The organism is Mesorhizobium sp. B2-5-7 (assembly GCF_006440875.1).
Classification (GTDB): Bacteria; Pseudomonadota; Alphaproteobacteria; order Rhizobiales; family Rhizobiaceae; genus Mesorhizobium; species Mesorhizobium australicum.
In genome coordinates this window covers 417,118-437,774 of the sequence record NZ_VFUO01000002.1, presented here as the reverse complement: position 1 = coordinate 437,774, position 20,657 = coordinate 417,118, and the positions used below count along the sequence as shown (strand labels likewise).

General features: G+C 63.4%; 22 protein-coding genes. 13 read left to right on the top strand and 9 right to left on the bottom strand.

All coding sequences use genetic code 11. From position 1 onward, the window contains the following. Nucleotides 1–21 precede the first annotated feature (21 nt). Together FJ543_RS09590 and rpoH are read left to right on the top strand one after the other, a co-directional pair. Complete coding sequence (locus FJ543_RS09590) at nt 22–1,077, top strand: RluA family pseudouridine synthase (RefSeq protein WP_140874856.1); 1,056 nt, start codon at nt 22–24, stop codon at nt 1,075–1,077. A 189-nt stretch (nt 1,078–1,266) separates the two neighbouring features. Next, entirely contained in the window at nt 1,267–2,178 is a 912-nt protein-coding gene (rpoH, locus tag FJ543_RS09585) for an RNA polymerase sigma factor RpoH (RefSeq protein ID WP_015315375.1), read from the top strand. Between the two features lie 86 nt (nt 2,179–2,264). On the opposite strand, the gene FJ543_RS09580 is transcribed toward rpoH, so the two are convergent. The 4 genes from FJ543_RS09580 to FJ543_RS09565 form a co-directional block, all read right to left on the bottom strand. Then, a complete protein-coding gene (locus FJ543_RS09580) occupies nt 2,265–3,137 on the bottom strand; it encodes an MBL fold metallo-hydrolase (RefSeq protein WP_140616705.1) in 873 nt (290 codons plus the stop codon). Between the two features lie 145 nt (nt 3,138–3,282). Beyond that, nucleotides 3,283–3,942, bottom strand: coding sequence for a peroxiredoxin (locus tag FJ543_RS09575; RefSeq protein ID WP_015315373.1), 660 nt, complete (start codon nt 3,940–3,942; stop codon nt 3,283–3,285). 208 nt (nt 3,943–4,150) lie between these two features. Then, a complete protein-coding gene (locus FJ543_RS09570) occupies nt 4,151–4,516 on the bottom strand; it encodes a cell division protein ZapA (RefSeq protein WP_015315372.1) in 366 nt (121 codons plus the stop codon). Between the two features lie 11 nt (nt 4,517–4,527). Beyond that, nucleotides 4,528–4,800 (bottom strand): DUF4164 domain-containing protein, encoded by a 273-nt coding sequence (locus FJ543_RS09565; RefSeq protein ID WP_015315371.1) that lies wholly within the window; start codon nt 4,798–4,800, stop codon nt 4,528–4,530. Between the two features lie 261 nt (nt 4,801–5,061). Here FJ543_RS09565 and tkt point away from each other — a divergent pair, with 261 nt between their 5' ends. From tkt to FJ543_RS09530, 7 genes are all read left to right on the top strand, one after another. After that, a complete protein-coding gene (gene tkt / locus FJ543_RS09560; protein ID WP_140874854.1) occupies nt 5,062–7,053 on the top strand; it encodes a transketolase in 1,992 nt (663 codons plus the stop codon). Between the two features lie 213 nt (nt 7,054–7,266). Then, nucleotides 7,267–8,277, top strand: a complete 1,011-nt coding sequence (gene gap, locus FJ543_RS09555; protein ID WP_015315369.1) for a type I glyceraldehyde-3-phosphate dehydrogenase — start codon at nt 7,267–7,269, stop codon at nt 8,275–8,277. A 186-nt stretch (nt 8,278–8,463) separates the two neighbouring features. Next, nucleotides 8,464–10,344 (top strand): potassium/proton antiporter, encoded by a 1,881-nt coding sequence (locus tag FJ543_RS09550; RefSeq protein ID WP_140720087.1) that lies wholly within the window; start codon nt 8,464–8,466, stop codon nt 10,342–10,344. A gap of 155 nt (nt 10,345–10,499) precedes the next feature. Then, on the top strand, nt 10,500–11,696 hold the full coding sequence (locus tag FJ543_RS09545) for a phosphoglycerate kinase (RefSeq protein WP_140874853.1): 1,197 nt from the start codon (nt 10,500–10,502) through the stop codon (nt 11,694–11,696). 145 nt (nt 11,697–11,841) lie between these two features. Continuing rightward, the gene (locus FJ543_RS09540; RefSeq protein WP_140874851.1) at nt 11,842–12,867 is read left to right on the top strand and encodes a class I fructose-bisphosphate aldolase; all 1,026 of its coding nucleotides are present in this window, start codon (nt 11,842–11,844) and stop codon (nt 12,865–12,867) included. Between the two features lie 175 nt (nt 12,868–13,042). Continuing rightward, nucleotides 13,043–13,816 carry a thioredoxin family protein gene (locus FJ543_RS09535; protein WP_140874849.1) on the top strand — a complete coding sequence of 258 codons (774 nt, stop codon included), beginning with the start codon at nt 13,043–13,045 and terminating at the stop codon, nt 13,814–13,816. Nucleotides 13,817–13,913: 97 nt separating this feature from the next. Then, nucleotides 13,914–14,630: an SGNH/GDSL hydrolase family protein gene (locus FJ543_RS09530; protein WP_140874847.1), complete on the top strand. Its 717-nt coding sequence runs from the start codon at nt 13,914–13,916 to the stop codon at nt 14,628–14,630. 26 nt (nt 14,631–14,656) lie between these two features. On the opposite strand, the gene FJ543_RS09525 is transcribed toward FJ543_RS09530, so the two are convergent. Continuing rightward, nucleotides 14,657–14,836, bottom strand: coding sequence for a hypothetical protein (locus FJ543_RS09525; protein ID WP_032922606.1), 180 nt, complete (start codon nt 14,834–14,836; stop codon nt 14,657–14,659). A 98-nt stretch (nt 14,837–14,934) separates the two neighbouring features. Then, nucleotides 14,935–15,888, bottom strand: a complete 954-nt coding sequence (locus FJ543_RS09520; protein WP_140874845.1) for a ring-cleaving dioxygenase — start codon at nt 15,886–15,888, stop codon at nt 14,935–14,937. Nucleotides 15,889–16,153: 265 nt separating this feature from the next. Here FJ543_RS09520 and FJ543_RS09515 point away from each other — a divergent pair, with 265 nt between their 5' ends. The 4 genes from FJ543_RS09515 to FJ543_RS09500 all read left to right on the top strand — a co-directional run bounded on the left by FJ543_RS09515 (nt 16,154) and on the right by FJ543_RS09500 (nt 18,147). Further along, nucleotides 16,154–16,321: a hypothetical protein gene (locus tag FJ543_RS09515; RefSeq protein WP_015315361.1), complete on the top strand. Its 168-nt coding sequence runs from the start codon at nt 16,154–16,156 to the stop codon at nt 16,319–16,321. Nucleotides 16,322–16,406: 85 nt separating this feature from the next. Next, complete coding sequence (locus FJ543_RS09510; RefSeq protein WP_140874844.1) at nt 16,407–16,997, top strand: DJ-1/PfpI family protein; 591 nt, start codon at nt 16,407–16,409, stop codon at nt 16,995–16,997. A 64-nt stretch (nt 16,998–17,061) separates the two neighbouring features. Beyond that, nucleotides 17,062–17,355: a hypothetical protein gene (locus FJ543_RS09505; protein WP_140874842.1), complete on the top strand. Its 294-nt coding sequence runs from the start codon at nt 17,062–17,064 to the stop codon at nt 17,353–17,355. Between the two features lie 72 nt (nt 17,356–17,427). Continuing rightward, nucleotides 17,428–18,147, top strand: a complete 720-nt coding sequence (locus FJ543_RS09500) for a YafY family protein (RefSeq protein WP_013529238.1) — start codon at nt 17,428–17,430, stop codon at nt 18,145–18,147. A 64-nt stretch (nt 18,148–18,211) separates the two neighbouring features. Here the strand turns inward: FJ543_RS09500 and FJ543_RS09495 are convergent, their stop codons facing one another. From FJ543_RS09495 to FJ543_RS09485, 3 genes are all read right to left on the bottom strand, one after another. Further along, the gene (locus tag FJ543_RS09495; protein WP_015315358.1) at nt 18,212–18,907 is read right to left on the bottom strand and encodes a DUF1013 domain-containing protein; all 696 of its coding nucleotides are present in this window, start codon (nt 18,905–18,907) and stop codon (nt 18,212–18,214) included. Between the two features lie 361 nt (nt 18,908–19,268). After that, nucleotides 19,269–19,409 (bottom strand): DUF1127 domain-containing protein, encoded by a 141-nt coding sequence (locus tag FJ543_RS09490; RefSeq protein ID WP_013892619.1) that lies wholly within the window; start codon nt 19,407–19,409, stop codon nt 19,269–19,271. 201 nt (nt 19,410–19,610) lie between these two features. Further along, entirely contained in the window at nt 19,611–20,621 is a 1,011-nt protein-coding gene (locus tag FJ543_RS09485) for an NAD(P)H-quinone oxidoreductase (RefSeq protein ID WP_140662729.1), read from the bottom strand. Nucleotides 20,622–20,657 lie beyond the last annotated feature (36 nt).

Genomic DNA, 20,657 nt, shown 5'->3' with positions numbered 1-20,657 from the left:
ACATTCCGGAATGGTTTTTCGATGAGCGCTCATAGCGAAGAGGCCTCCGAATTGATAGAGGACCTGTTGATAGAGGCCGCGCCCACCTTGCTGGTCGCCGGCGCGGATGCGGCCGGCCAACGGCTCGATCAGTGGCTGGCGGCAGCCCTTGGCCCGGACATGTCACGCAGTCGCGTGCAGATGCTGATCAGGCAAGGCGCCGTCGTCATCGACGGCAAGCCGGTCGACGAAACCAAGCGCAAGATGCGCGCGGGCGAAAATGTGTCCGTAGCCATGCCGGAACCGGAGCCGGCGCAGCCGCAGGGCGAGAACATTGCGCTCGACGTGCTCTACGAAGACGACGAGTTGATCGTCATCAACAAGCCGGCGGGGCTCGTCGTGCACCCCGGCGCCGGCAACTGGACCGGCACGCTGGTCAATGCGCTGATTCATCATTGCGGCGACAGCCTGTCAGGCATTGGCGGGGTGCGCCGCCCGGGCATCGTCCATCGCCTCGACAAGGAGACCAGCGGCGTCATGGTGGTCGCCAAGACCGACCGTGCCCACAAGGCTATGTCGGAGGCGTTCGCCGACCACGGCCTGACCGGCGATCTCGAGCGCGCCTACCTGGCGCTGGTCTGGGGCATACCGCAGAGGCCGACCGGCACGATCGATGCACCGCTTGGCCGCGCCTCCGACCGGGTTCGCCGCGCCGTGGTGCCGGAAGGCCGCGACGACGCACGCCACGCCGTCACCCGTTTTGCCGTGCAGGAGCGTTTCGGCGAGGGCCAGCGGGAATTCGCTGCCGCTAGCCTCGTCGAATGCCGGCTGGAAACCGGTCGCACCCACCAGATCCGCGTCCACATGGCCCATATCGGCCATCCCGTGATTGGCGACCCGGACTACGGGCTAGCCTTCCGCACCAAGGCCAATCGGCTGCCCGAACCGCTGAAACGCCAGGTCGAGGCATTTTCCCGGCAAGCTTTGCATGCATGGCTCCTTGCATTTCGGCACCCGACTACCCATCTAACGATGAGGTTCGAGGCGCCGTTACCGGGGGACATGGAGGAACTCGTCGGCGGCTTTCGCAAGCTCTGAACTGCCATCAAAAAACCTGAGTGGCATTGTTCACTTCAGCGTGACACACTGTTTCGTGTTGAACAAATGCCTGTCTTTTCTGGTTTTGTTCCTGTATAAGATCTGTTGTCGCGAGCGAGCCTTTTGGTGTTCGCGTCACATGCCTGCCGCGTTTCGGGGGCATCACTCCAATAGAGAGGGGGCGCTATCATGGCCCAGTCATTACCCAGTATCGTTTCCGGTGAAGGCGGCCTCAGCCGCTATCTGGAAGAAATCCGCCGCTTTCCCATGCTTCAGCCGCAGGAAGAGTACATGCTCGCCAAGCGTTACGCCGAGCATGAAGACACCACGGCCGCGCACAAGCTCGTCACCAGCCATTTGAGGCTCGTCGCCAAGATCGCCATGGGCTATCGCGGCTATGGCCTGCCGATCGGCGAAGTGATCTCGGAAGGCAATGTCGGCCTCATGCAGGCCGTCAAGAAATTCGAACCCGAGCGCGGTTTCCGCCTCGCCACCTACGCCATGTGGTGGATCAAGGCCTCGATCCAGGAATACATCCTGCGCTCGTGGAGCCTGGTCAAGATGGGCACGACCGCCAACCAGAAGCGTCTGTTCTTCAATCTCCGCAAGGTGAAGGGCAAGATCCAGGCGCTGGACGATGGCGACCTCAAGCCCGACCAGATCGCCGAAATCGCCACGCGGCTGAACGTTTCCGAGGCCGAAGTGGTGTCGATGAACCGCCGCCTGTCCGGCGACGCGTCACTCAACGCGCCGATCCGGGCGACGGAAGGCGAGTCCGGCGAATGGCAGGACTGGCTGGTCGACGACCACGAAAGCCAGGAAGAGATGCTGATCGAGCAGGACGAGCTGGAAAACCGGCGCGGCATGCTGTCGGGCGCTCTGGCCGTGCTCAACGATCGCGAGCGGCGCATCTTCGAGGCGCGCCGCCTCGCCGAGGAGCCGCTGACGCTCGAGGAACTGTCGGCCGAGTTCGACATCAGCCGCGAGCGCGTGCGGCAGATCGAGGTGCGCGCCTTCGAGAAGGTGCAGGATGCGGTCAAGGCCGCCGCCAAGCGACAGATGCAGGCGCTGCGCACGATCGAGGCACAGCCGGCGGCTTAAAGCCGGCTTCGCGCAGGAAGTAGCAGGGCGGCGTCAGGAAACTGGCGCCGCTTTTTTTGTACGCCGCAGCCGGGACGACGGTTGCCTCAAAGCGAATCCAGCGGAAATTTGAGGTAGCGCCGACCATTGGCTTCCGGCTCTGGCAGCCGCCCCCCATTGATGTTGACCTGCAGCGCATGCAGGATCAGCCGCGGCATCGGCAATGTGCGATCGCGCGCCTCGCGTAGCGCAACGAACTCGGCCTCTGTACGCGCGGCGACAAGATGGATGTTGGTCGCCTTCTGCGCCGCGACCGTGCTTTCCCACATCGGTTCGCGCCCGCCGGCCTGGTAATCATGGCCGACGAACAGCCGGGTTTCCTCCGGCAAGGCCAGGATGCCCTGGATCGAGCGCCACAACCGCGCGGCGCTTCCACCGGGAAAATCCGTTCTTGCCGTGCCGCTGTCGGGCATGAACAGGGTGTCGTGGATGAAGCCGGCGTCACCGATCACATAGGTGATCGATGCCAATGTATGTCCAGGCGAGAACAGCACCTTGACCGGAAGGGTTCCGATCCGGAAGGTCTCGCCCTCGGCGAACAGCCTGTCCCATTGTGAGCCGTCAGCCGGAAGGTCCGGCCAGTTATAGATCACCTTCCACAGTGCCTGGACGTCGACGACCCTGTCGCCGATGGCCATCGGCGCGCCGGTCCTCTGTTTCAGGTAATGCGCCGCCGAGAAATGGTCGGCGTGGGGATGGGTATCGAGGATCCACTCGAGCTCCAGCCCGTTTTCCCCAATGAAATCGAGCAAGCTATCCGCGCTCATCGTACTCGTCGCGCCGGATTTTTCATCGAAGTCGAGGATCGGATCGATAATGGCGCATCGCTTCGTCGCCAGGTCAGCGACGACATACTGGATGGCCCCGGTCGGCTTGTCATAAAAGCCGCTGACCAGCGGCTTCGCCAAAGTTATCTGCACGTCCGGCTTCCCCAGACCTAGCCGGCAGGAACGATTTTCTCCGCCGGAACCCACCGTGAGCATGGTTGTCCGCCCCGACGAACCAGTCAAGCATGACTTGGTTCGCAGGAGCGGAAAACGCCGGAAACCATTCCGGCGTGCTGGCTCAGGCGGAGGGCTGCTTGGTCTTCCTGAGATAGGGCAGGATGGTCTCGTAGGCGCCGAAGCGCTTGATCGCATCCTCGTTGGAAACGGCGGCGGTGATGATGACGTCCTCACCTTGTTTCCAGTTCGCCGGCGTCGCCACTTGATGCTTGGCGGTGAGCTGCATGGAATCGACCGCCCGCAGGATCTCGTCGAAGTTGCGCCCCGTGGTCATCGGGTAGGTAAGCACCAGCTTGATCTTCTTGTCCGGCCCGATGACGTAGACCGAGCGCACGGTGGCGTTGTCGGCGGGTGTGCGGCCTTCCGAAGTTTCGCCGGCGCCGCCTGGCAGCATGTCATAAAGCTTGGCGACCTTGAGGTCCTTGTCGCCGATCAGCGGATAATGCACCGAATGGCCGGTCGCAGTCTTGATGTCGTCCTGCCATTTGCCATGGCTTTCGACAGGGTCGACCGAAATGCCGATGATCTTGACGTTGCGCTTCTTGAACTCACCCTCGAGCCCGGCCATCGTGCCAAGCTCGGTCGTGCAGACCGGCGTGAAATTCTTCGGATGGCTGAACAGGATCGCCCAGCCGTCGCCGATCCAGTCATGGAATTTGATGGCTCCCTGCGTGGTCTCGGCGGTGAAGTCCGGCGCGATATCGTTGATACGAAGACTCATGACCTATCCCTACCCCTTGTGAATGTGGCCGGATCTTCGCCGCCCGGCGCCCGGCACCTGATCGTAGCACCGCAGCGCGACTGATTAAACGCTGGAGATGACGGCCATTCACTCGATGGGCAAAAATTTTTCCCCACACGCGGGATCAGGCCAAAAATACGTCGTGGTATCGGGCATGAGACAAGCGGCAGGGATCAGCGAAGACGCCTCAGGCCTTGTTGATTGCCAGCGTCGCCGACAAATCTTCCATACGCTGCGCCAGGGCGCCGAGCGCGCTGGTCAGCACGCTGTCGCTCTTGTCGGCCTTGGTCAGCGCCTCGTCGCGCGTCTTGCGCAAGGTCAGCACTTCGCTTTCCATGCCCTTGACGCGCTTCTGCAGCTCGGAAAGCTCGTCCATCACCATGATGCCGGCCATGACGGTCAGCCGCTGGTCGCCGATCTCGCCGAAGGAATCCTTCAGGTGCGAGACATAGCGGTCGAAACGCTCGGCGAGATCAATCAGATGCTCTTCCTGGCCCTCGTCGCAGGCCATGCGGTACTGCTTGCCGTCGATTGAAACCGTGACCTGTGCCATCGGGCCAGCTCCTATCTGTCCAACACGGCGCGGATGGTTTCCATCGCGGTCACCAGCCGTCGCGACACTTCCTTGTTGGCGTCTTCCAGCCGTTCGGCGCGCGCTTCGGAATTGTCGAGTTCCTGCGCCAACCGCGAGCGGTCGGCATTCATCCGCTGTACTTCGGCCTCGGCTTCCGAATAGTCGCGTTCATGCTCGAGCTTGGCCGCGACGGCGTTTTCCAGCCCTTCGATGGCCTTGCTCAGCCTGGCGATCACTTCCTTGAGCGTGGTTTCCCCGGTCATGGCTTCGTCCTGTGCCCTGCCCATCACCGAATCGTTCGCGTTCAGAACGCGTTATCCCGGAAACATTAGGCACCGGGTGAAGGCAACGTCAATAAAGCTCTCGCGACTGTCCCCCGCTAACGCTAAAGTAGGTCCACCGCCGACATCACAAGACCGGCAAATCTGCACCCGATTTGTTGACTAAAAGCCCGCGCCTGCTATGTGTCGCGCACCCTTTTCAAGGGCTCTCCCAAGCCCCCAAACCCCCACCCTGGAGGTACCATGACGTCGCGTGAACAACATGACCGGATGGCCAATGCGATCCGTTTTCTCTCCATGGACGCCGTCGAGAAGGCGAATTCCGGCCATCCCGGCCTGCCCATGGGCTGCGCCGACATTGCCACGGTGCTGTTCACCCGCTTCCTGAAATACGATCCCAAGGCCCCGCATTGGGCCGACCGTGACCGCTTCATCCTGTCGGCGGGCCATGGTTCGATGCTGCTCTATTCGTTGCTGCACCTGACCGGCTACGAAGACATGACCATCGACCAGATCAAGCACTTCCGCCAGTTGGGCTCGAAAACCGCCGGCCACCCCGAATATGGCCACGCCACCGGCATCGAGACCACGACCGGCCCGCTGGGCCAGGGCCTCGCCAATTCGGTCGGCTTCGCGCTCGGCGAGCGCATCATGAACGCCGCGTTCGGCAACGACCTTGTCGACCACTACACCTATGTGCTGGCCGGCGACGGCTGCCTGATGGAAGGTGTTTCCCAGGAAGCCATCGCCCTTGCCGGTCACCTCAAGCTCAACAAGCTGATTGTCTTCTGGGACAACAACAACATCTCGATCGACGGTCCGGTTTCGCTCGCCGACAACACCGACCAAGTCGCGCGCTTCCAGGCCTCCGGCTGGAACGCCAGCCACATCGACGGCACCGATCCGGAAGCGATCGCCTATGCCATCGAGGCCGCCCGCCATTCCGACAAGCCGACGATGATCGCCTGCAAGACGACCATCGGCTTCGGTGCCCCGACCAAGGCCGGCACCAACAAGGCGCATGGCTCGCCGCTCGGCCCAGACGAGATCGCTGGCGCGCGCAAGTTCTTCAACTGGGACTCGCCGCCCTTCGAGATCCCGGCTGACATTCTCGATGCCTGGCGCACCGCCGGCAAGGCCGGCGTCAAGGCGCGCACGGATTGGGAAGGCCGTCTGGCCAAGGCCGATCCGAAGCTGAAGGCCGAGTTCGAGCGCCGCACCAGTGGCAAGCTGCCGGCGAATTTCGACGCCGTCATCGCCGACTACAAGAAGAAGCTTTCAGCCGACAAGCCGAAGGTCGCGACCCGCAAGTCGTCGGAAATGGCGCTGGAAGTCATCAATGGCGCGGTGCCGGAAACCATCGGCGGCTCGGCCGACCTGACCGGCTCCAACAACACCAAGACCAGCCAGACCAAGAACATCACGCCGGACGATTACGGCCAGCGCTATGTCCATTACGGCATCCGCGAACACGGCATGGCTGCCGCGATCAACGGCCTGACGCTGCATGGCGGCCTTATCGCCTATGGCGGCACCTTCCTGTGCTTCTCCGACTACGCCCGCCCCTCGATGCGGCTTGCCTCGCTGATGGGCATCCGCTCGATCTTCGTCATGACCCATGATTCCATCGGTCTGGGCGAAGACGGGCCGACCCACCAGCCGGTCGAGCACATGGCGGCCCTGCGCGCCATTCCCAACCACAATGTGTTCCGTCCGGCCGACGCGGTGGAAACCGCCGAATGCTGGCAGATCGCGCTCGAATCCGAAAAGACGCCGTCGACCCTGGCGCTGACCCGCCAGAACCTGCCGACGGTGCGCACCGAGTTCACAGAAAAGAACCTGAGCAGCCAAGGGGCCTATGAGCTCGCCGCCGCCAGCGGCGAGGCCGCCGTGACGATCTTCGCCACCGGTTCCGAGGTCGAGATCGCGCTTGGCGCACGCGACCTTCTGGAAAAACATGGCCACCCGACCCGTGTCGTCTCTGTGCCTTGCTTCGAACTGTTCGACAAGCAGACCGACGCCTATCGCAAGAAGACGATCGGCGAGGCACCGATCAAGATGGCGATCGAGGCCGGCATCCGCCAGGGTTGGGATCATCTCATCGGCTCGGACGGCATCTTCATCGGCATGACCGGCTTCGGTGCGAGCGGTACGATCGAACAGCTTTATCCGCATTTCGGCATCACCGCCGAGGCGGCCGCCAAGGCGGCGGAAGCCCGCCTGCACGGCGGATGAGGCCCGGGCATGTCGCCCAAAAGTGTGTCGCGGTCTTGAGATAACGACATGCACGAAACAAAATACCCGGCGAGATCGCGTGAAAAGCGGTTTTGCCAGGCTGGCCCAACCTAATCGATTTAAATCCAGCCCGCTGCGGCTGGATTCTTTGCCCGTCCGCCGCTATGAAGCTGCGGATCAATCGTCTGCCCTCCAGCTCCCCGGGAGAGAAAAATGACTGTCAGAGTTGCCATCAACGGATTTGGCCGCATCGGCCGCAACATCCTGCGCGCCATCCATGAGTCCGGCCGCAAGGATATCGATGTCGTCGCCGTCAATGATCTCGGTCCGGTCGAGACCAACGCCCACCTGCTGCGCTTTGACAGCGTGCATGGCCGCTTTCCGCATGAAGTGTCGGTCGACGGCGACCAGATCAGCGTCGGCAAGGAGAAGTTCAAGGTCACCGCGATCAAGGATCCGACGCAGCTGCCGTGGAAGGAACTCGGCATCGACATCGCGCTCGAATGCACCGGCATCTTCACCGCCCGCGACAAGGCCGCCGCGCACCTGACCGCCGGCGCCAAGCGCGTGCTGGTCTCGGCGCCCGCCGACGGCGCTGACTTGACCGTCGTCTACGGCATCAACCACGACAAGCTGACCAAGGACCACATCGTCATCTCGAATGCGTCCTGCACCACCAACTGCCTGGCGCCGCTGGCGGCCGTCCTGCATGAGACGGTCGGCATCGAAAAGGGCATGATGACGACGATCCATTCCTACACGGGCGACCAGCCGACGCTGGATACCATGCACAAGGATCTCTACCGCGCCCGCGCCGCCGCCCTGTCGCAGATCCCGACCTCGACCGGTGCCGCCAAGGCGATCGGCCTCGTCCTGCCCGACCTCAAGGGCAAGCTCGACGGCATCTCGATCCGCGTGCCGACGCCGAACGTCTCGGTCGTCGACTTCAAGTTCATCGCCAAGCGCTCGACGACGGTGCAGGAAATCAACGAGGCGGTCATCGCCGCCTCCAACGGCAAGCTGAAGGGCATCCTCGGCGTCACCCATCACCCGAACGTGTCGATCGACTTCAACCACGATCCGCGCTCCTCGATCATGGCGCTCGACCAGACCAAGGTGATGGACGGCAACTTCGTTTCGGTGCTGTCCTGGTACGACAATGAATGGGGCTTTTCCAACCGCATGGGCGACACCGCGGTCGCTTTCGGCAAGACCATCGCCTGATCGACGATCGATCTTCCCGACACTCGAAACGCCCGGCCTCGTCCGGGCGTTTTCATTTGCTGGAGCAGCAACGCGAAAATCGGCGGCGCCGGGCAAAAAACCACCCTCCCGCCTTGCACTGGTCACGCCTTCGCCCCACTCTGCCGTGAAGCCAGGAGGCAGAGGAATTCGAGGGGCAAATCACGGATGGAGCATGCGATCTATCTCGTTACGCTGGTCGGCACGGCGCTTGTTGTCGCCGCGGCGTTTTCGAGCCTGATCGCCTTTCGCTTCGGCGCCCCGCTCCTGCTCCTGTTTCTGTGTATCGGGCTCGCCACCGGAACCGACGGGCTCGGTATCCAGTTCGACAATGCCCGCATCGCTTATTTTGCCGGCTCACTGGCGCTCGCCGTCATCCTGTTTGATTCCGGTTTCGGCACGCCACTCAACGCCCTGCGGCAGGCGGCAGGACCAGCCCTGTCGCTGGCGACCTTCGGCGTCCTTCTCACCACTGGCCTGTTCGGCGCCGCCGCCTACTACCTGCTCGACCTCAGCTGGCTGGAATCCTTCCTGCTCGGCGCAGCTGTCGCCTCGACCGACGCGGCGGCGGTGTTCTTCCTGCTGCGCGCCGGCGAGATCAATCTGCGCGAGCGCGTGCGCTCCACGCTCGAGGTGGAATCGGGCACCAATGATCCGATCGCCATCTTCCTGACCATCACGCTGGTCGAGATCATCGCCGCCCACGCCAACCCCGAAGCCAATGTCCTGGTCACCAATCTCATCCTCGGCTTCCTCATCAACATGGGGCTTGGCGCGATCGTCGGCGTGCTCGGCGGCCTCGCCATCGTGCGCCTTGTCGACCGGCTCAACCTCGACCATGGCCTGCTGCCGATCTTCGTGCTGACCCTGTCCTTGATGGTCTTTGCCGCCGCCGGTGCCATCGGCGGCTCCGGCTTCCTGGCGGTCTATATCGCCGGGCTCATCGCCGGCAATTCCGACATCCGCGCTGTCACCATCCTCAAGCGCTTCCAGGACGGCATGTCGTGGCTGGCGCAGATCATCATGTTCCTCATCCTCGGCCTGTTCGCGACGCCCTCGCAGTTCCCGGCGATCATGGTGCCTGCGATAGCGCTTGGCCTGTTCCTGATGTTCGTCGCCCGTCCTGTCGCGGTCTGGCTCTGCCTGGTCCCGTTCCGCCTGCCGCGTCCCGAAGTCGCCTTCGTCTCCTGGGTCGGCCTGCGCGGCGCCGTGTCCATCCTGCTCGCCATCACACCGCTGCTCGGCGGGCTGGAAAACGGCCGCACCATCTTCAACGCCGCCTTCATCATCGTTCTGGTGTCCCTGGTCATACAGGGCTGGACCGTCGGCCCGCTGGCGCGGCGCCTCGGCCTGATCGTGCCGGCCCGGCTCGGACCGCTGGACAAGGTCGAACTGGAACTGCCCGGCTCCGCGCATCACGAACTCCTTGCCTATCGTGTGGCGCCGGGCAGTCCGGTGGCGCGCGGCGAACGCATCCCGCGCTGGGCGCGGCCCTCGCTGGTGCTGCGTGACGGCCGCTCGATGCGTTTCCAGGACATGGGCCGGCTCGCCGCCGGCGATCAAGTCTACATCTTCGTGCCCGATCGCTATCCCCGCCTGCTCGACAAGCTGTTCGCCAGCCGCGCCGTCGTCGATCCGGAAGATGCCGATTTCTTCGGCGCATTCGCCGTCGATCCGGCGCGATCCGCCGCCGAACTGGAAGCCGCCTATGCGCCCGGTCTCAGCGAGGCCGAGCAGAAACAGACCGTCGGTGCGCTGGTCACGGCGCGGCTCGGCGGCCATGCCGAATATGCCGACCGCGTGCTGCTTGGTCCGATCGAGCTGATTGTGCGCGACGTCGACGACAAGGGCAAAATCACCGGGCTCGGCCTGTCCTTCGAGCCGACCGCGCCGGTGGCGCGCGTGCCTGTCTTCCTGAGCGCCGGCGAGATCGGCGACCGTCTCGCCGCCTTTATCCGCAGCTGGCGCAAGCCGGCTGAGGCGCGGGGGGCAACACAGGCGGATGACGCCCCTGAGCCCCCGGTCGAGAAAGCGTCGGCCGAAAGCTGAGGCGGGCGACCGTTTGCCCGCTGACATAGGCCGGGCGGTTTTCACGGACTATGTCCCCGTCCGCCTCAAAATTTCGCACCCGGCCCCAGCCAAAGCCTTGCATCGTCATTGATGCGAGGTATGGTCCCGGCGATTTCAGACGAAAGGGAACCGGCATGGCTGTCTTCAAGACACTGGACGATATCGGCAACATCAGCGGCAAGCGCGTGCTGGTGCGCGTCGACCTCAACGTTCCCGTCGCTGAGGGCAAGGTCACCGACGCCACCCGCATTGAACGCATCGCGCCGACCATCGCCGAATTGTCCGGCAAGGGCGCCAAGGTCATCCTGCTCGCCCATTTCGGTCGGCCCAAGGATGGTCCCTCGCCTGAATTCTCGCTGGAGCCGATCGCCAGGGCGACGGCTGAGGTGCTCGGCCGTCCCGTTGGATTCGCCTCCGACTGCATCGGCGACACGGCAGGCAGCGCTGTCGCCGCAATGGACAAGGGCGACGTGCTGCTCCTGGAAAACACCCGCTTCTACAAGGCCGAAGAGAAAAACGATCCCGCTTTTACCGAACGGCTCGCCGCCAATGGCGACATCTTCGTCAACGATGCCTTTTCCGCCGCCCATCGCGCCCATTCGTCGACTGAAGGGCTGGCGCACCTCTTGCCCTCCTTCGCCGGCCGCACCATGCAGGCCGAACTCGAGGCGCTGGAGAAGGGCCTGGGCAACCCGGTCCGTCCGGTCGTTGCCATCGTCGGCGGCGCCAAGGTCTCGACGAAGATCGACCTGTTGATGAACCTGGTGAAGAAGGTCGATGCTCTCGTCATCGGCGGCGGCATGGCCAACACCTTCCTCGCCGCGCGCGGCACCGATGTCGGCAAGTCGCTGTGCGAGCACGACCTGGCTCCGACCGCCAAGCAGATCATGATCGAAGCGGCGGAGGCCGGCTGCGCCATCATCCTGCCGGTCGACGGCGTCGTCGCCAAGGAATTCAAGGCGGGTGCGGCCTGCGAGACCATCGCCATCTCCGACGTGCCGGCCGATGGCATGATCCTCGATGTCGGCGCCAAGACCGTGACGATGATCGGCGAGTGGATCGCGCGCGCCGCGACGCTTGTCTGGAACGGACCGCTCGGCGCCTTCGAGATCGAGCCGTTCGATCACGCCACGGTGGCGGCGGCCAAGCATGCGGCGGCGCGCACAAAGGCCGGCAAGCTGGTTTCGGTCGCCGGCGGCGGCGATACCGTGGCTGCATTGAACCACGCCGGTGTCGCCGACGACTTCACCTATGTCTCGACCGCCGGCGGCGCCTTCCTGGAATGGATGGAAGGCAAGCCATTGCCCGGCGTGGACGTGCTGAAGCGCTGAGGGCACGACGGCTCACCGGCAATTCGATCATCTCGAAGGGAGCTGGCGGCAGCGCCGGCCACTTTCGCTCGATTCGAGCTTTCCGGCGTCATTCCTTTGGCGGTAGTGTCCTGCTGGCCGATACCAACCGGTTAGGAGAAGCATGATGAGCGAACGTCTCGAAGACATTGCCGCCGCGATTGTGGCCAACGGCAAGGGCCTGCTGGCCGCCGATGAAAGCTCCGGCACGATCAAGAAGCGCTTCGACGTCATCGGCGTCGAATCTACCCCCGACAGCCGCCGCGACTACCGCGAGATGATGTTCCGCGCCAAGGACGCGATGGCCAAATACATTTCCGGCGTCATCCTCTATGACGAGACCATTCGCCAGAAGGCCGCCGACGGCACGCCGCTGGTCGATATCATCAAGGCGGCGGGCGCCATTCCAGGCATCAAGGTCGATGCCGGCGCCAAGCCGCTGGCCGGCTTTCCCGGCGACACCATTACCGAAGGCCTCGACGGCCTGCGCGAGCGGCTTGCCGACTATTACAAGCTCGGCGCCCGTTTTGCCAAATGGCGCGCGGTGATCGACATCGACACCGGCAAGGGCGTGCCTTCGGTCACTTCGATCAACTCGAACACCCATGCGCTTGCCCGCTATGCCGCACTTTGCCAGGAGGCCGGCATCGTGCCGATCGTCGAGCCCGAAGTGCTGATGGACGGCGCTCACGACATCGACACTTGTTTTGAGGTCTCCAAGGCGACGCTGATAAAACTCTATGACGAGCTCCACGCTGCCGGTGTTGTTCTCGAAGGCACGATCCTGAAGCCCAACATGGTGCTTTCTGGCAAGAAGTCGGGCACGGTGGACAGTCCTGAGCAAGTCGCGGAGAAAACGATAAAGCTGTTCCGCGAGACGGTGCCGGCCGCGGTGCCGGGCATTGCCTTCCTCTCCGGCGGTCAGGAGGACGAGGAGGCGACCGCCAACCTCAATGCCATCAACGCCATCGGCCCGCATCCGTGGAAGCTGACCTTCTCCTATGGCCGCGCGCTGCAGGCCGCCCCGCAGAGGGCATGGAGCGGCAAGGCCTCGAACATCGCCGCCGGCCAGGCCGCCTTCACCCACCGCGCCCACATGAACCACCTGGCGGCACTTGGGAAATGGAAGGCGAGCCTGGAACAGGCTGCCTGAAGCCCCTGCTATCCCTCCCTTCGAACCCGGGCCGACATGCCCGGGTTTTTTGTTTTGGCGCACCGGCCTTGGGTCAAGGCATTCGAATTCCTATTTTCTCTGGGCATCCCTGACAGCGGCGATGTCGGGGCGAGCCCATCCCGTACGTCCTTGGGGTGCAGACAGGGAGAAGTTCATGCATCGCAACAAGGTCGTTTCGCGCGAAGAATGGTTCGAGGCTCATAAGGCACATCTGGCCCGCGAGAAGGAACTGACGCGGCTTCGCGAGCGCGTCGCGGCCGAGCGGCGCGAACTCCCCTGGTTGAAAATTCGCAAGGACTACGTCTTCGAGACCGAACGGGGGCCGAAGAAACTTGCCGATCTGTTTGGCGCCAATAGCCAGCTGATCGTCTACCATTTCATGTTCGGGCCGGGCTGCGTCAATCATTGCGAAGGCTGCTCCTTTCTTGCCGATCATATCGACGGTGCCAACCAGCACCTCATGCACCACGACGTATCGCTGGTCGTGATCTCGCGCGCGCCGCTGGACGAGCTTGTAGCCTACAAGCAGCGCATGGGCTGGAAGTTCGACTGGGTGTCGTCCTATGCGTCTGATTTCAACTTCGATATGCAGGTTTCCTTCACCGACAGGCAGATCGCGGCTGGCGACACCACATACAATTTCGAGACCCGAGCCCGGACATCGAAGGAGCTTCCGGGCGCCAGCGTTTTCTACAGGGACGAGAACGGCGACATTTTCCTGACCTTCGTTTCGCGTGCCCGCGGCGGCGAACAACTGATCGGCGCCTACCACTATCTGGACCTGACGCCGAAGGGCCGCGATGAGACCGGCCTCTACCGCAACCTGATGGATTGGGTGCGGCTGCATGACAAATATGCAGGCGAGCCGCAAGCGGAGCGCGATTGCCACGATGGCTCAGAGCCCCTTCGGAATTGCGTAAAGGGGTAGAGCGTTCGAGGCGATCCTGTTTTCGCCGGAAATGCTCGTTCACCTCTCTCGCGACATGCGTTAAATGCTGGTCGCAAACCAGTTCAATGGACCAGCGATGCGACGCTTTCCGACCTTCCTCACCTGGCTCGCCTTCCCGATCTATGTCTGGCAGGGATTGGGTGTCCGCCGCCGCACCTCGCGCATGCTGCCGGCGCAAGGACCGGTCATGCACGAGATCTCGGGCGAGGCTCCGGCGATCTCGCTGTTGGTGCTGGGCGATTCCTCCGCCGCCTCGGTCGGCATCGGCAATTCCGAAAACGGGCTTGCCGCGCAGCTTGCCGTCATGATTGCGCAGCGCACCGGCGGCGCTGTGCGCTGGCGTGCCGCCGGCTTCAATTCGGCGACATCTGGTCAGATCCGCGACCATGTCCTGCCCAATCTGTCGGCTGATCCGTGGACGCATATCGTGCTCGCCATCGGCACCAACGACACCAAGAATTTTCATTCCGTGCCGCGCTTCAAGAAGGAGTTCGGCGGCCTCCTCTACGCGCTGCGCGCCAAATGGCCGGAGGCGCGCGTGGTATGGTCGCCGGTGCTGGAGTTCACGCGTGCACCAGCCATGCCATCGCTGCTCGGCAAGATCCTCGAGATCCGCGCCACCGCGATGAACCGGATGGGCGAGCGCCTCTGCCTGGAGCGCGGCGCGGTGCCGGCGCCGCGCCTGCCGATCACCAACCCCGAGGCCGGTTTTGCTTCCGACGGGTTTCATGCCTCGGAGGCCGGCTACCGGGCCTGGGCGGAACATCTCGTCGGCCCAGTGCTTGCCGGCTGAAGAGCGACCGCAGCTGTCGCCAGGCCCTATGTCAAGTGCCCGAGCACGGCCGCCAGTGAGATCGCCGCCATGGCGAGCAATGCCAATTTCCAGAAATCGCCGCGGCGCCTGAGCCCCGGCCAGCCGAGCGGCTTGATGAGCTGAATGACCATGAACCCGACGATGACAAGGGCGAGGAGTTTCGTCATGCTGCCTTTGACCAGCAACGCTTGCGCCTGTCAAAGCGGTTCGTTCGGTCTCCGGGAAAGAAAAGGCGCCGCGAACCCGAAGCGGAACGCGACGCACGCCTTGACCGCGCAGCAATCTACTTCAGCGGCTTGAGGCCAGCCTCGATCGATGCGCGTTTTGCCTCCAGGAACGGCGGCAGGGCAAGGCTTTCGCCCAGCGTCTCCAGCGGCTCGTCGGCGGTGAACCCTGGCCCGTCGGTGGCAATCTCGAATAGGATGCCGTTCGGCTCACGGAAATAGAGCGAGCGGAAGTAGTAGCGCTCGACCTCGCCGCTTGACGGCAGCCGGGATTCCGCCAGGCGCGCCATCCACTGATGCAGCGTCTCCTCGTCTGGCGCCCTGAAGGCGACATGGTGAACCGCACCGGCGCCTTGCCTTGCGGGTGCCAGCCCGGGCTGCACGGCCACATGAAGCTCCGCCGCCGGCCCGCCCGCGCCCATTTCGAAGACGTGGACCTGGCCCTCGCCATCAGGCGAGGCATAGTCGCGGACCTTGCGCATGTTCATCACCCCGGCCAGCACCGCCTCGGTGTTGGTGATGTCGGGAACACTGATAACGATCGGCCCCAGTCCGCGGATCTGATGCTCGGCCGGCACCGGGCTTTGCGCCCAGGGATGGCTGCCGCCCTTGCCGCCATCGCTGACGAGCCGCAGGCGCTGGCCTTCGGGGTCCTCGAAATCCAGTGACTTGTAGCCGCCGACATCGGCAATCTCTCCTGTCACGATGCCCTCGCTGGCAAGGTGCTGCTTCCACCAGCCAAGGCTCTCCTGGCTGCCGACCCTGAGGCTAGTCCGCGCGATGCTGTGTGTGCCGCGCCGTTCGCGGCCGATCGGCCAGTCGAAGAAGGTGAGGTCGGTACCCGGCGTTGCCTCGCCGTCGGCATAAAAGAGGTGGTAGGCCGAGGTATCGTCCTGGTTCACTGTCTTCTTGACCAGCCGCAGCCCCAGCACCTTCGTGTAGAAGTGAAGATTGCCGGGCGCATTGGCGGTGATGGCGGTCAGGTGGTGAATTCCTGTCAGTTGCAAGCTCATGGTGGTCTCCCTGTTTTTGGGGAAGAATTTTCTCCTTTCATATCAGAACTCCGGTCACTTCGCTGAAGGCCGCCTGTCCCGACAGTTCGTCGCCAAGCTATGAACAATACTGCCTCGATTAACCCTTCCTTAGTGAACAATCCGCGCTCGCGCGACCCGTCACGACAAGAACGGAACAGTCGCCACACGACCTGCCATCCTCCTGACAGACTGCTGTCAGGAGGGGTGTGCGATAGTGTCTCCGGTTAGAGAGAGGAGATTGGTCATGAACGGTTTTACCATTCTGCGCGGCATGCAGCATTATGTCGGCAAGATCCGCACGATGCGCAACGAGATCCGGACCCAGCGGTTCATGAACGCGCTGCCCGCAGACATTCGCAAGGATATCGGCTGGCCGGACATGTATGCCGAGCGTCGACATCACGGCAATTGAGACGAAAATTTTCAACGCAGCGGTTGGATGCTCACGCGTCAGCACCCAGATATCAAGTCCGGCGCGCGAGGGATGGAGCGAGCTCATGTCCGATCAGAAGACAATCGGCTTTCTGTTCATCGAAGGTTTTGCCGACTGGGAATATGGGCTGCTGGCGGCCTCGGCGGTCGAATGGTTCGGCGCTCGCGCCGTGTCGCTGACGCCCGACGGCAAGCCGGTGACCGGAATCAGCGGTTTTAAGCTGACGCCAGACCGCTCGGCCAGCATCAATGAGAATACCGATCTCGATGCCGTGGCGGTCATCGGTTCCGACCACTGGGCGGACACGGCGCCGCCGGATGCTGCCGAACTGCTGATGGCTGTCGCATCGCGCGGCGGTATCGTTGGTGGCATCTGTGCGGGAACGCTGGCGCTGGCCCGAGCCGGCATGTTCGAGAACGCCAGACATACCAGCAATGGCCGTGACTGGATTAGCCGTCACGAGTCCGGCTATGCCGGCGACGGCAATTATCAGGATGTGCCACATGCCGTGGCCGACGGCAAAATCGTGTCCGCGCCAGGTTCGGCGCCCGGCACTTTCGCCCTTGCCTTCCTGCAGACGCTCTACCCGGAAAAAGGCAGCGAACTCGCGCGGATGCGGACGCTGTTCGCCAAGGAGTATGCTGAAGCCTCCTGACAGCATGCTGTCAGGAGGTGCGTGCGATGGTGGGACAATGCGCCTGGCCGGCCGAGGACGATCGATGAAAAACTGGAACGACAGGCTGAAAGCGCCTGGCATCAACGGCGTGAAGCCCACGCCGCGCACGGCCCTTGCCATCGAGCATGGCGCCGAAGTGACATGCCCGGTCACCATGGGCTATCATCCGCGTACGGTCGCCGAGGCTGCCAAGGAGGATCTCGAGCGCGGCATGACGCTCAGCGACGTGGCTCCCTTCTGGCGCGTTCTCGATGCGAAGACGCCGACAACGAGGAAACTGTCCTTCGGCGCGGAATTCGTCGCCGCGCAGCGCAAGCGCGAAGGGCTGAAACCGTAATGCATGTCATGTGGAAGTGGATCCGGTCAGGGAGCCACGGCATGCATGGGAAAAACACTGGGGAAGCAAACGATGCGCCGCGCCGACAGGCTCTTTCAGATCGTGCAGCATCTGCGTGGTGGCCGCCTTGTCACCGCCCAGAAGCTCGGCACATGGCTCGAGGTTTCCGAGCGAACCATTTACCGCGACATAGCCGACCTGCAGTCGACTGGGGTGCCGATCGACGGCGAGGCTGGCGTTGGCTACATGATGAGGGAGGGTTTCGACCTTCCGCCGCTGATGTTCACGCGTGACGAGATCGTGGCGCTGGTGGCCGGCGCCCGCATGGTGCGCGCCTTTGGCGGCGCCGCCATGGCGCGGGCCGCCGACGAGGCACTGGTCAAGATCGGTGCCGTGCTGCCCGATGCCGAGAAGGACCGCATCGCCCGCACCGAGATCCACACGCCGATGTGGGTGGTCAGCGATGCCGCCCGCGAGGCGATCGACCTGATCGAGCGCGCGGTCGAAAAGCGCCAGGTGCTGACCATCGACTACTCGGACGAAGCCGGCCGCGGCACCGCGCGCGATATCAGGCCGCTAGGCCTGTGGTTCTGGGGCAAGGTATGGACACTGGTCGCCTGGTGCGAGATGCGCGATGATTTCCGCGCCTTCCGCATCGACCGCATTGCCTCCGTGGTCATCGCCGGCCGAATCTTCAAGCCGGAGCGCGGCAAGCAGCTTGCCGATTTCTACCGGGCGGTGGAGCGCAGCGAGGACTACGGCATGGCGCCCGACCGCGCGGCGCGAAGCTGAGACTGGCCGAGCCGCACAAAATAGCCCGCTCGAAGCGGGCTATTTTGTTGCGTTGGCGAAAAGTCTATTCCTCGTCGTCCGTATCGGTGTCCTTCGACTTCAGCGCCGACAGCTTGGCGAAGACGGCGTTTGCATCGAGCTCCGCGTCCTCATCCTTCGGCTTCTCCGGTGCAGGCACCAACCGCTCGGTCAATGCCGCCGGCAGCAGCGTGTCGCCGACCGGCTGCGCCTGCTCGCGGCCCCGCGAGGCGCGGTTGACTTCCATGTCGAGGTCGATCTGCGAGGCGAGACCCAGCGTCACCGGGTCCATCGGCTGCAGATTGGCGGAATTCCAGTGCTTGCGTTCGCGGATCTGCTCGATCGTCGACTTGGTGGTGCCGACGAGGCGCGAAATCTGCGCGTCCTTCAGTTCGGGATGATTGCGCACCAGCCACAGGATGGCGTTCGGCCGGTCCTGACGTTTCGACAGCGGCGTATAGCGCGGACCCTTGCGCTTGGATTCGGGTACCCGCACCTTGGGGTCGGAAAGCTTCAGGCGCTGGTTCGGATCCTTCTCGGCGCGCGCGATCTCGTCGCGGGTCAGCTGGCCGGTCATGATCGGATCCATGCCCTTGATGCCTTGCGCTGATTCTCCGTCGGCGATCGCCTTGACCTCGAGCGGATGCAGCCCGCAGAACTGCGCGATCTGCTCAAAGGAAAGCGCGGTGTTGTCGACCAGCCAGACGGCGGTCGCCTTGGGCATAAGCAGCGTATTGGCCATGTGCAAATCCTTCTCGTTCGCCCGCGTTCCCGCGCGGGCGGTGGTTTAGAGCCACCAAAATGGGAAATTCGCGGCCTGTATAACTGCTCTCAGGTCGTTTCGCAACGTTTTTGGAAGAGCTGGGAACGACGTGGCCAACCAAGGCACGCGGTGACGGCTAACGTTTGCCACGGCGGTCCAAACCCTGCCGCCGCATTTGCCGCGGATCGCCATGGCATATCACGCCGAAGCCGAGATGAATCCAATCCCCCCAAAAGACAAAACCCGCCGGACAGGGTCCAGCGGGTTTGGAACCGGCGACGACAAGCGTCTGCGGCGGCTCTGCATTGCAACCCTGCCTTGCGGCGGGTCGCGCTTGCAATCAGATCGCCTGACGGGCGATCCGCTCGATGTCGCCGCGGTTGATGCCGAGGTCGCTGAGCTGACGGGCGTTGAGGCGGTTCAGTTCGCGAACGGTCTCGTTGTACATGCGCCAGTTACGGAAAGCACGGATCGGGTTCATGGTAGTCCTCCTGAATTGGGTTCGTTTCGATGATGCTCAAATAGTGATCATCGGGCGGGACTTGAACAGCCGATTTTGCATAGCAATGATGCAAATGCTGCATTGCACCATTAAGCTTCTGTTCATCTTGTAGGCAGGGGCGAAGGACGCTGGCCAGACCGTGTCGAGATCCGGTCGGGCCGAGCCGAAAATGCTGGCGTCCTAGCCGACGTCGAGCACGATCTTGCCGATATGCTCCCCCTCCTCCATCCGCTCATGCGCGCGCCATGCGTCGGTAAGCGGGTAGATCATGTCCATCACCGGTGCCACCTTGCGCGTGCCCAGCAGAGGCCACACCTGTGCCTCCAGCGCCGCCGCGATCGCCGCCTTGAATTCGACTGTGCGCGGCCTGAGCGTCGAGCCCGTATGGGTCAGCCGCTTGACCATGACCTTGGAAAAATCGGCACTGGCGACAGCGCCTGCCTGAACCGCGATCTGCACGATCCGGCCCTCGACAGCGGCGGCCTCGTAGTTTCGCTGGACATAGTCGCCGCCGACCATGTCGAGGATGACGTTGGCGCCTCGGCCTTCGGTCACCTCCTTGACCGCGGTGACGAAATCCTGCTCGCGGTAATTGATCGCACGGTCGGCTCCGATCTTCAGGCAGGCGTCGCATTTCTCCTGGGATCCGGCGGTGGTGATCACATAAGCGCCGAAGGCCGAGGCGAGCTGGATCGCCGTGGTGCCGATGCCGGACGAGCCGCCATGGACGAGCAGTGTCTCACCCTTCTTCAGGCCGCCGCGTTCGAACACATTGTGCCAGACGGTGAAATAGTTTTCCGGCACCGCCGCCGCTTCCGTGTGGGTGAAGCCCGCCGGCAGTGGCAGAACGCTGCCTGCATGAACCCTGACATATTCGGCATAGCCGCCGCCGGGCGTCAGCGCGCAGACCCGGTCCCCGATGCGCCAGCGCGATATCTGGTCGCCAAGGGCCGCCACTTCTCCCGACACCTCGAGGCCCGGCAGGTCCGATGCACCGGGCGGAGGCGGGTAGGCCCCCTTGCGCTGCTGCACGTCCGGCCGGTTGACGCCGGCGGCATGCACCTTGATCAGGATTTCGCCGGGGCCGGGCTGCGGTACGTCGCGCGTTTCCGGTTTCAGCACCCGTGGGCCACCCGGCTCCGAGATAGCGATCGCCGTCATCCGTGCCGGAATTTTCTGTCCGCTCGCCATGAAGTTTTCCGTCTTTCCTCGCCGCACTCTTACCGG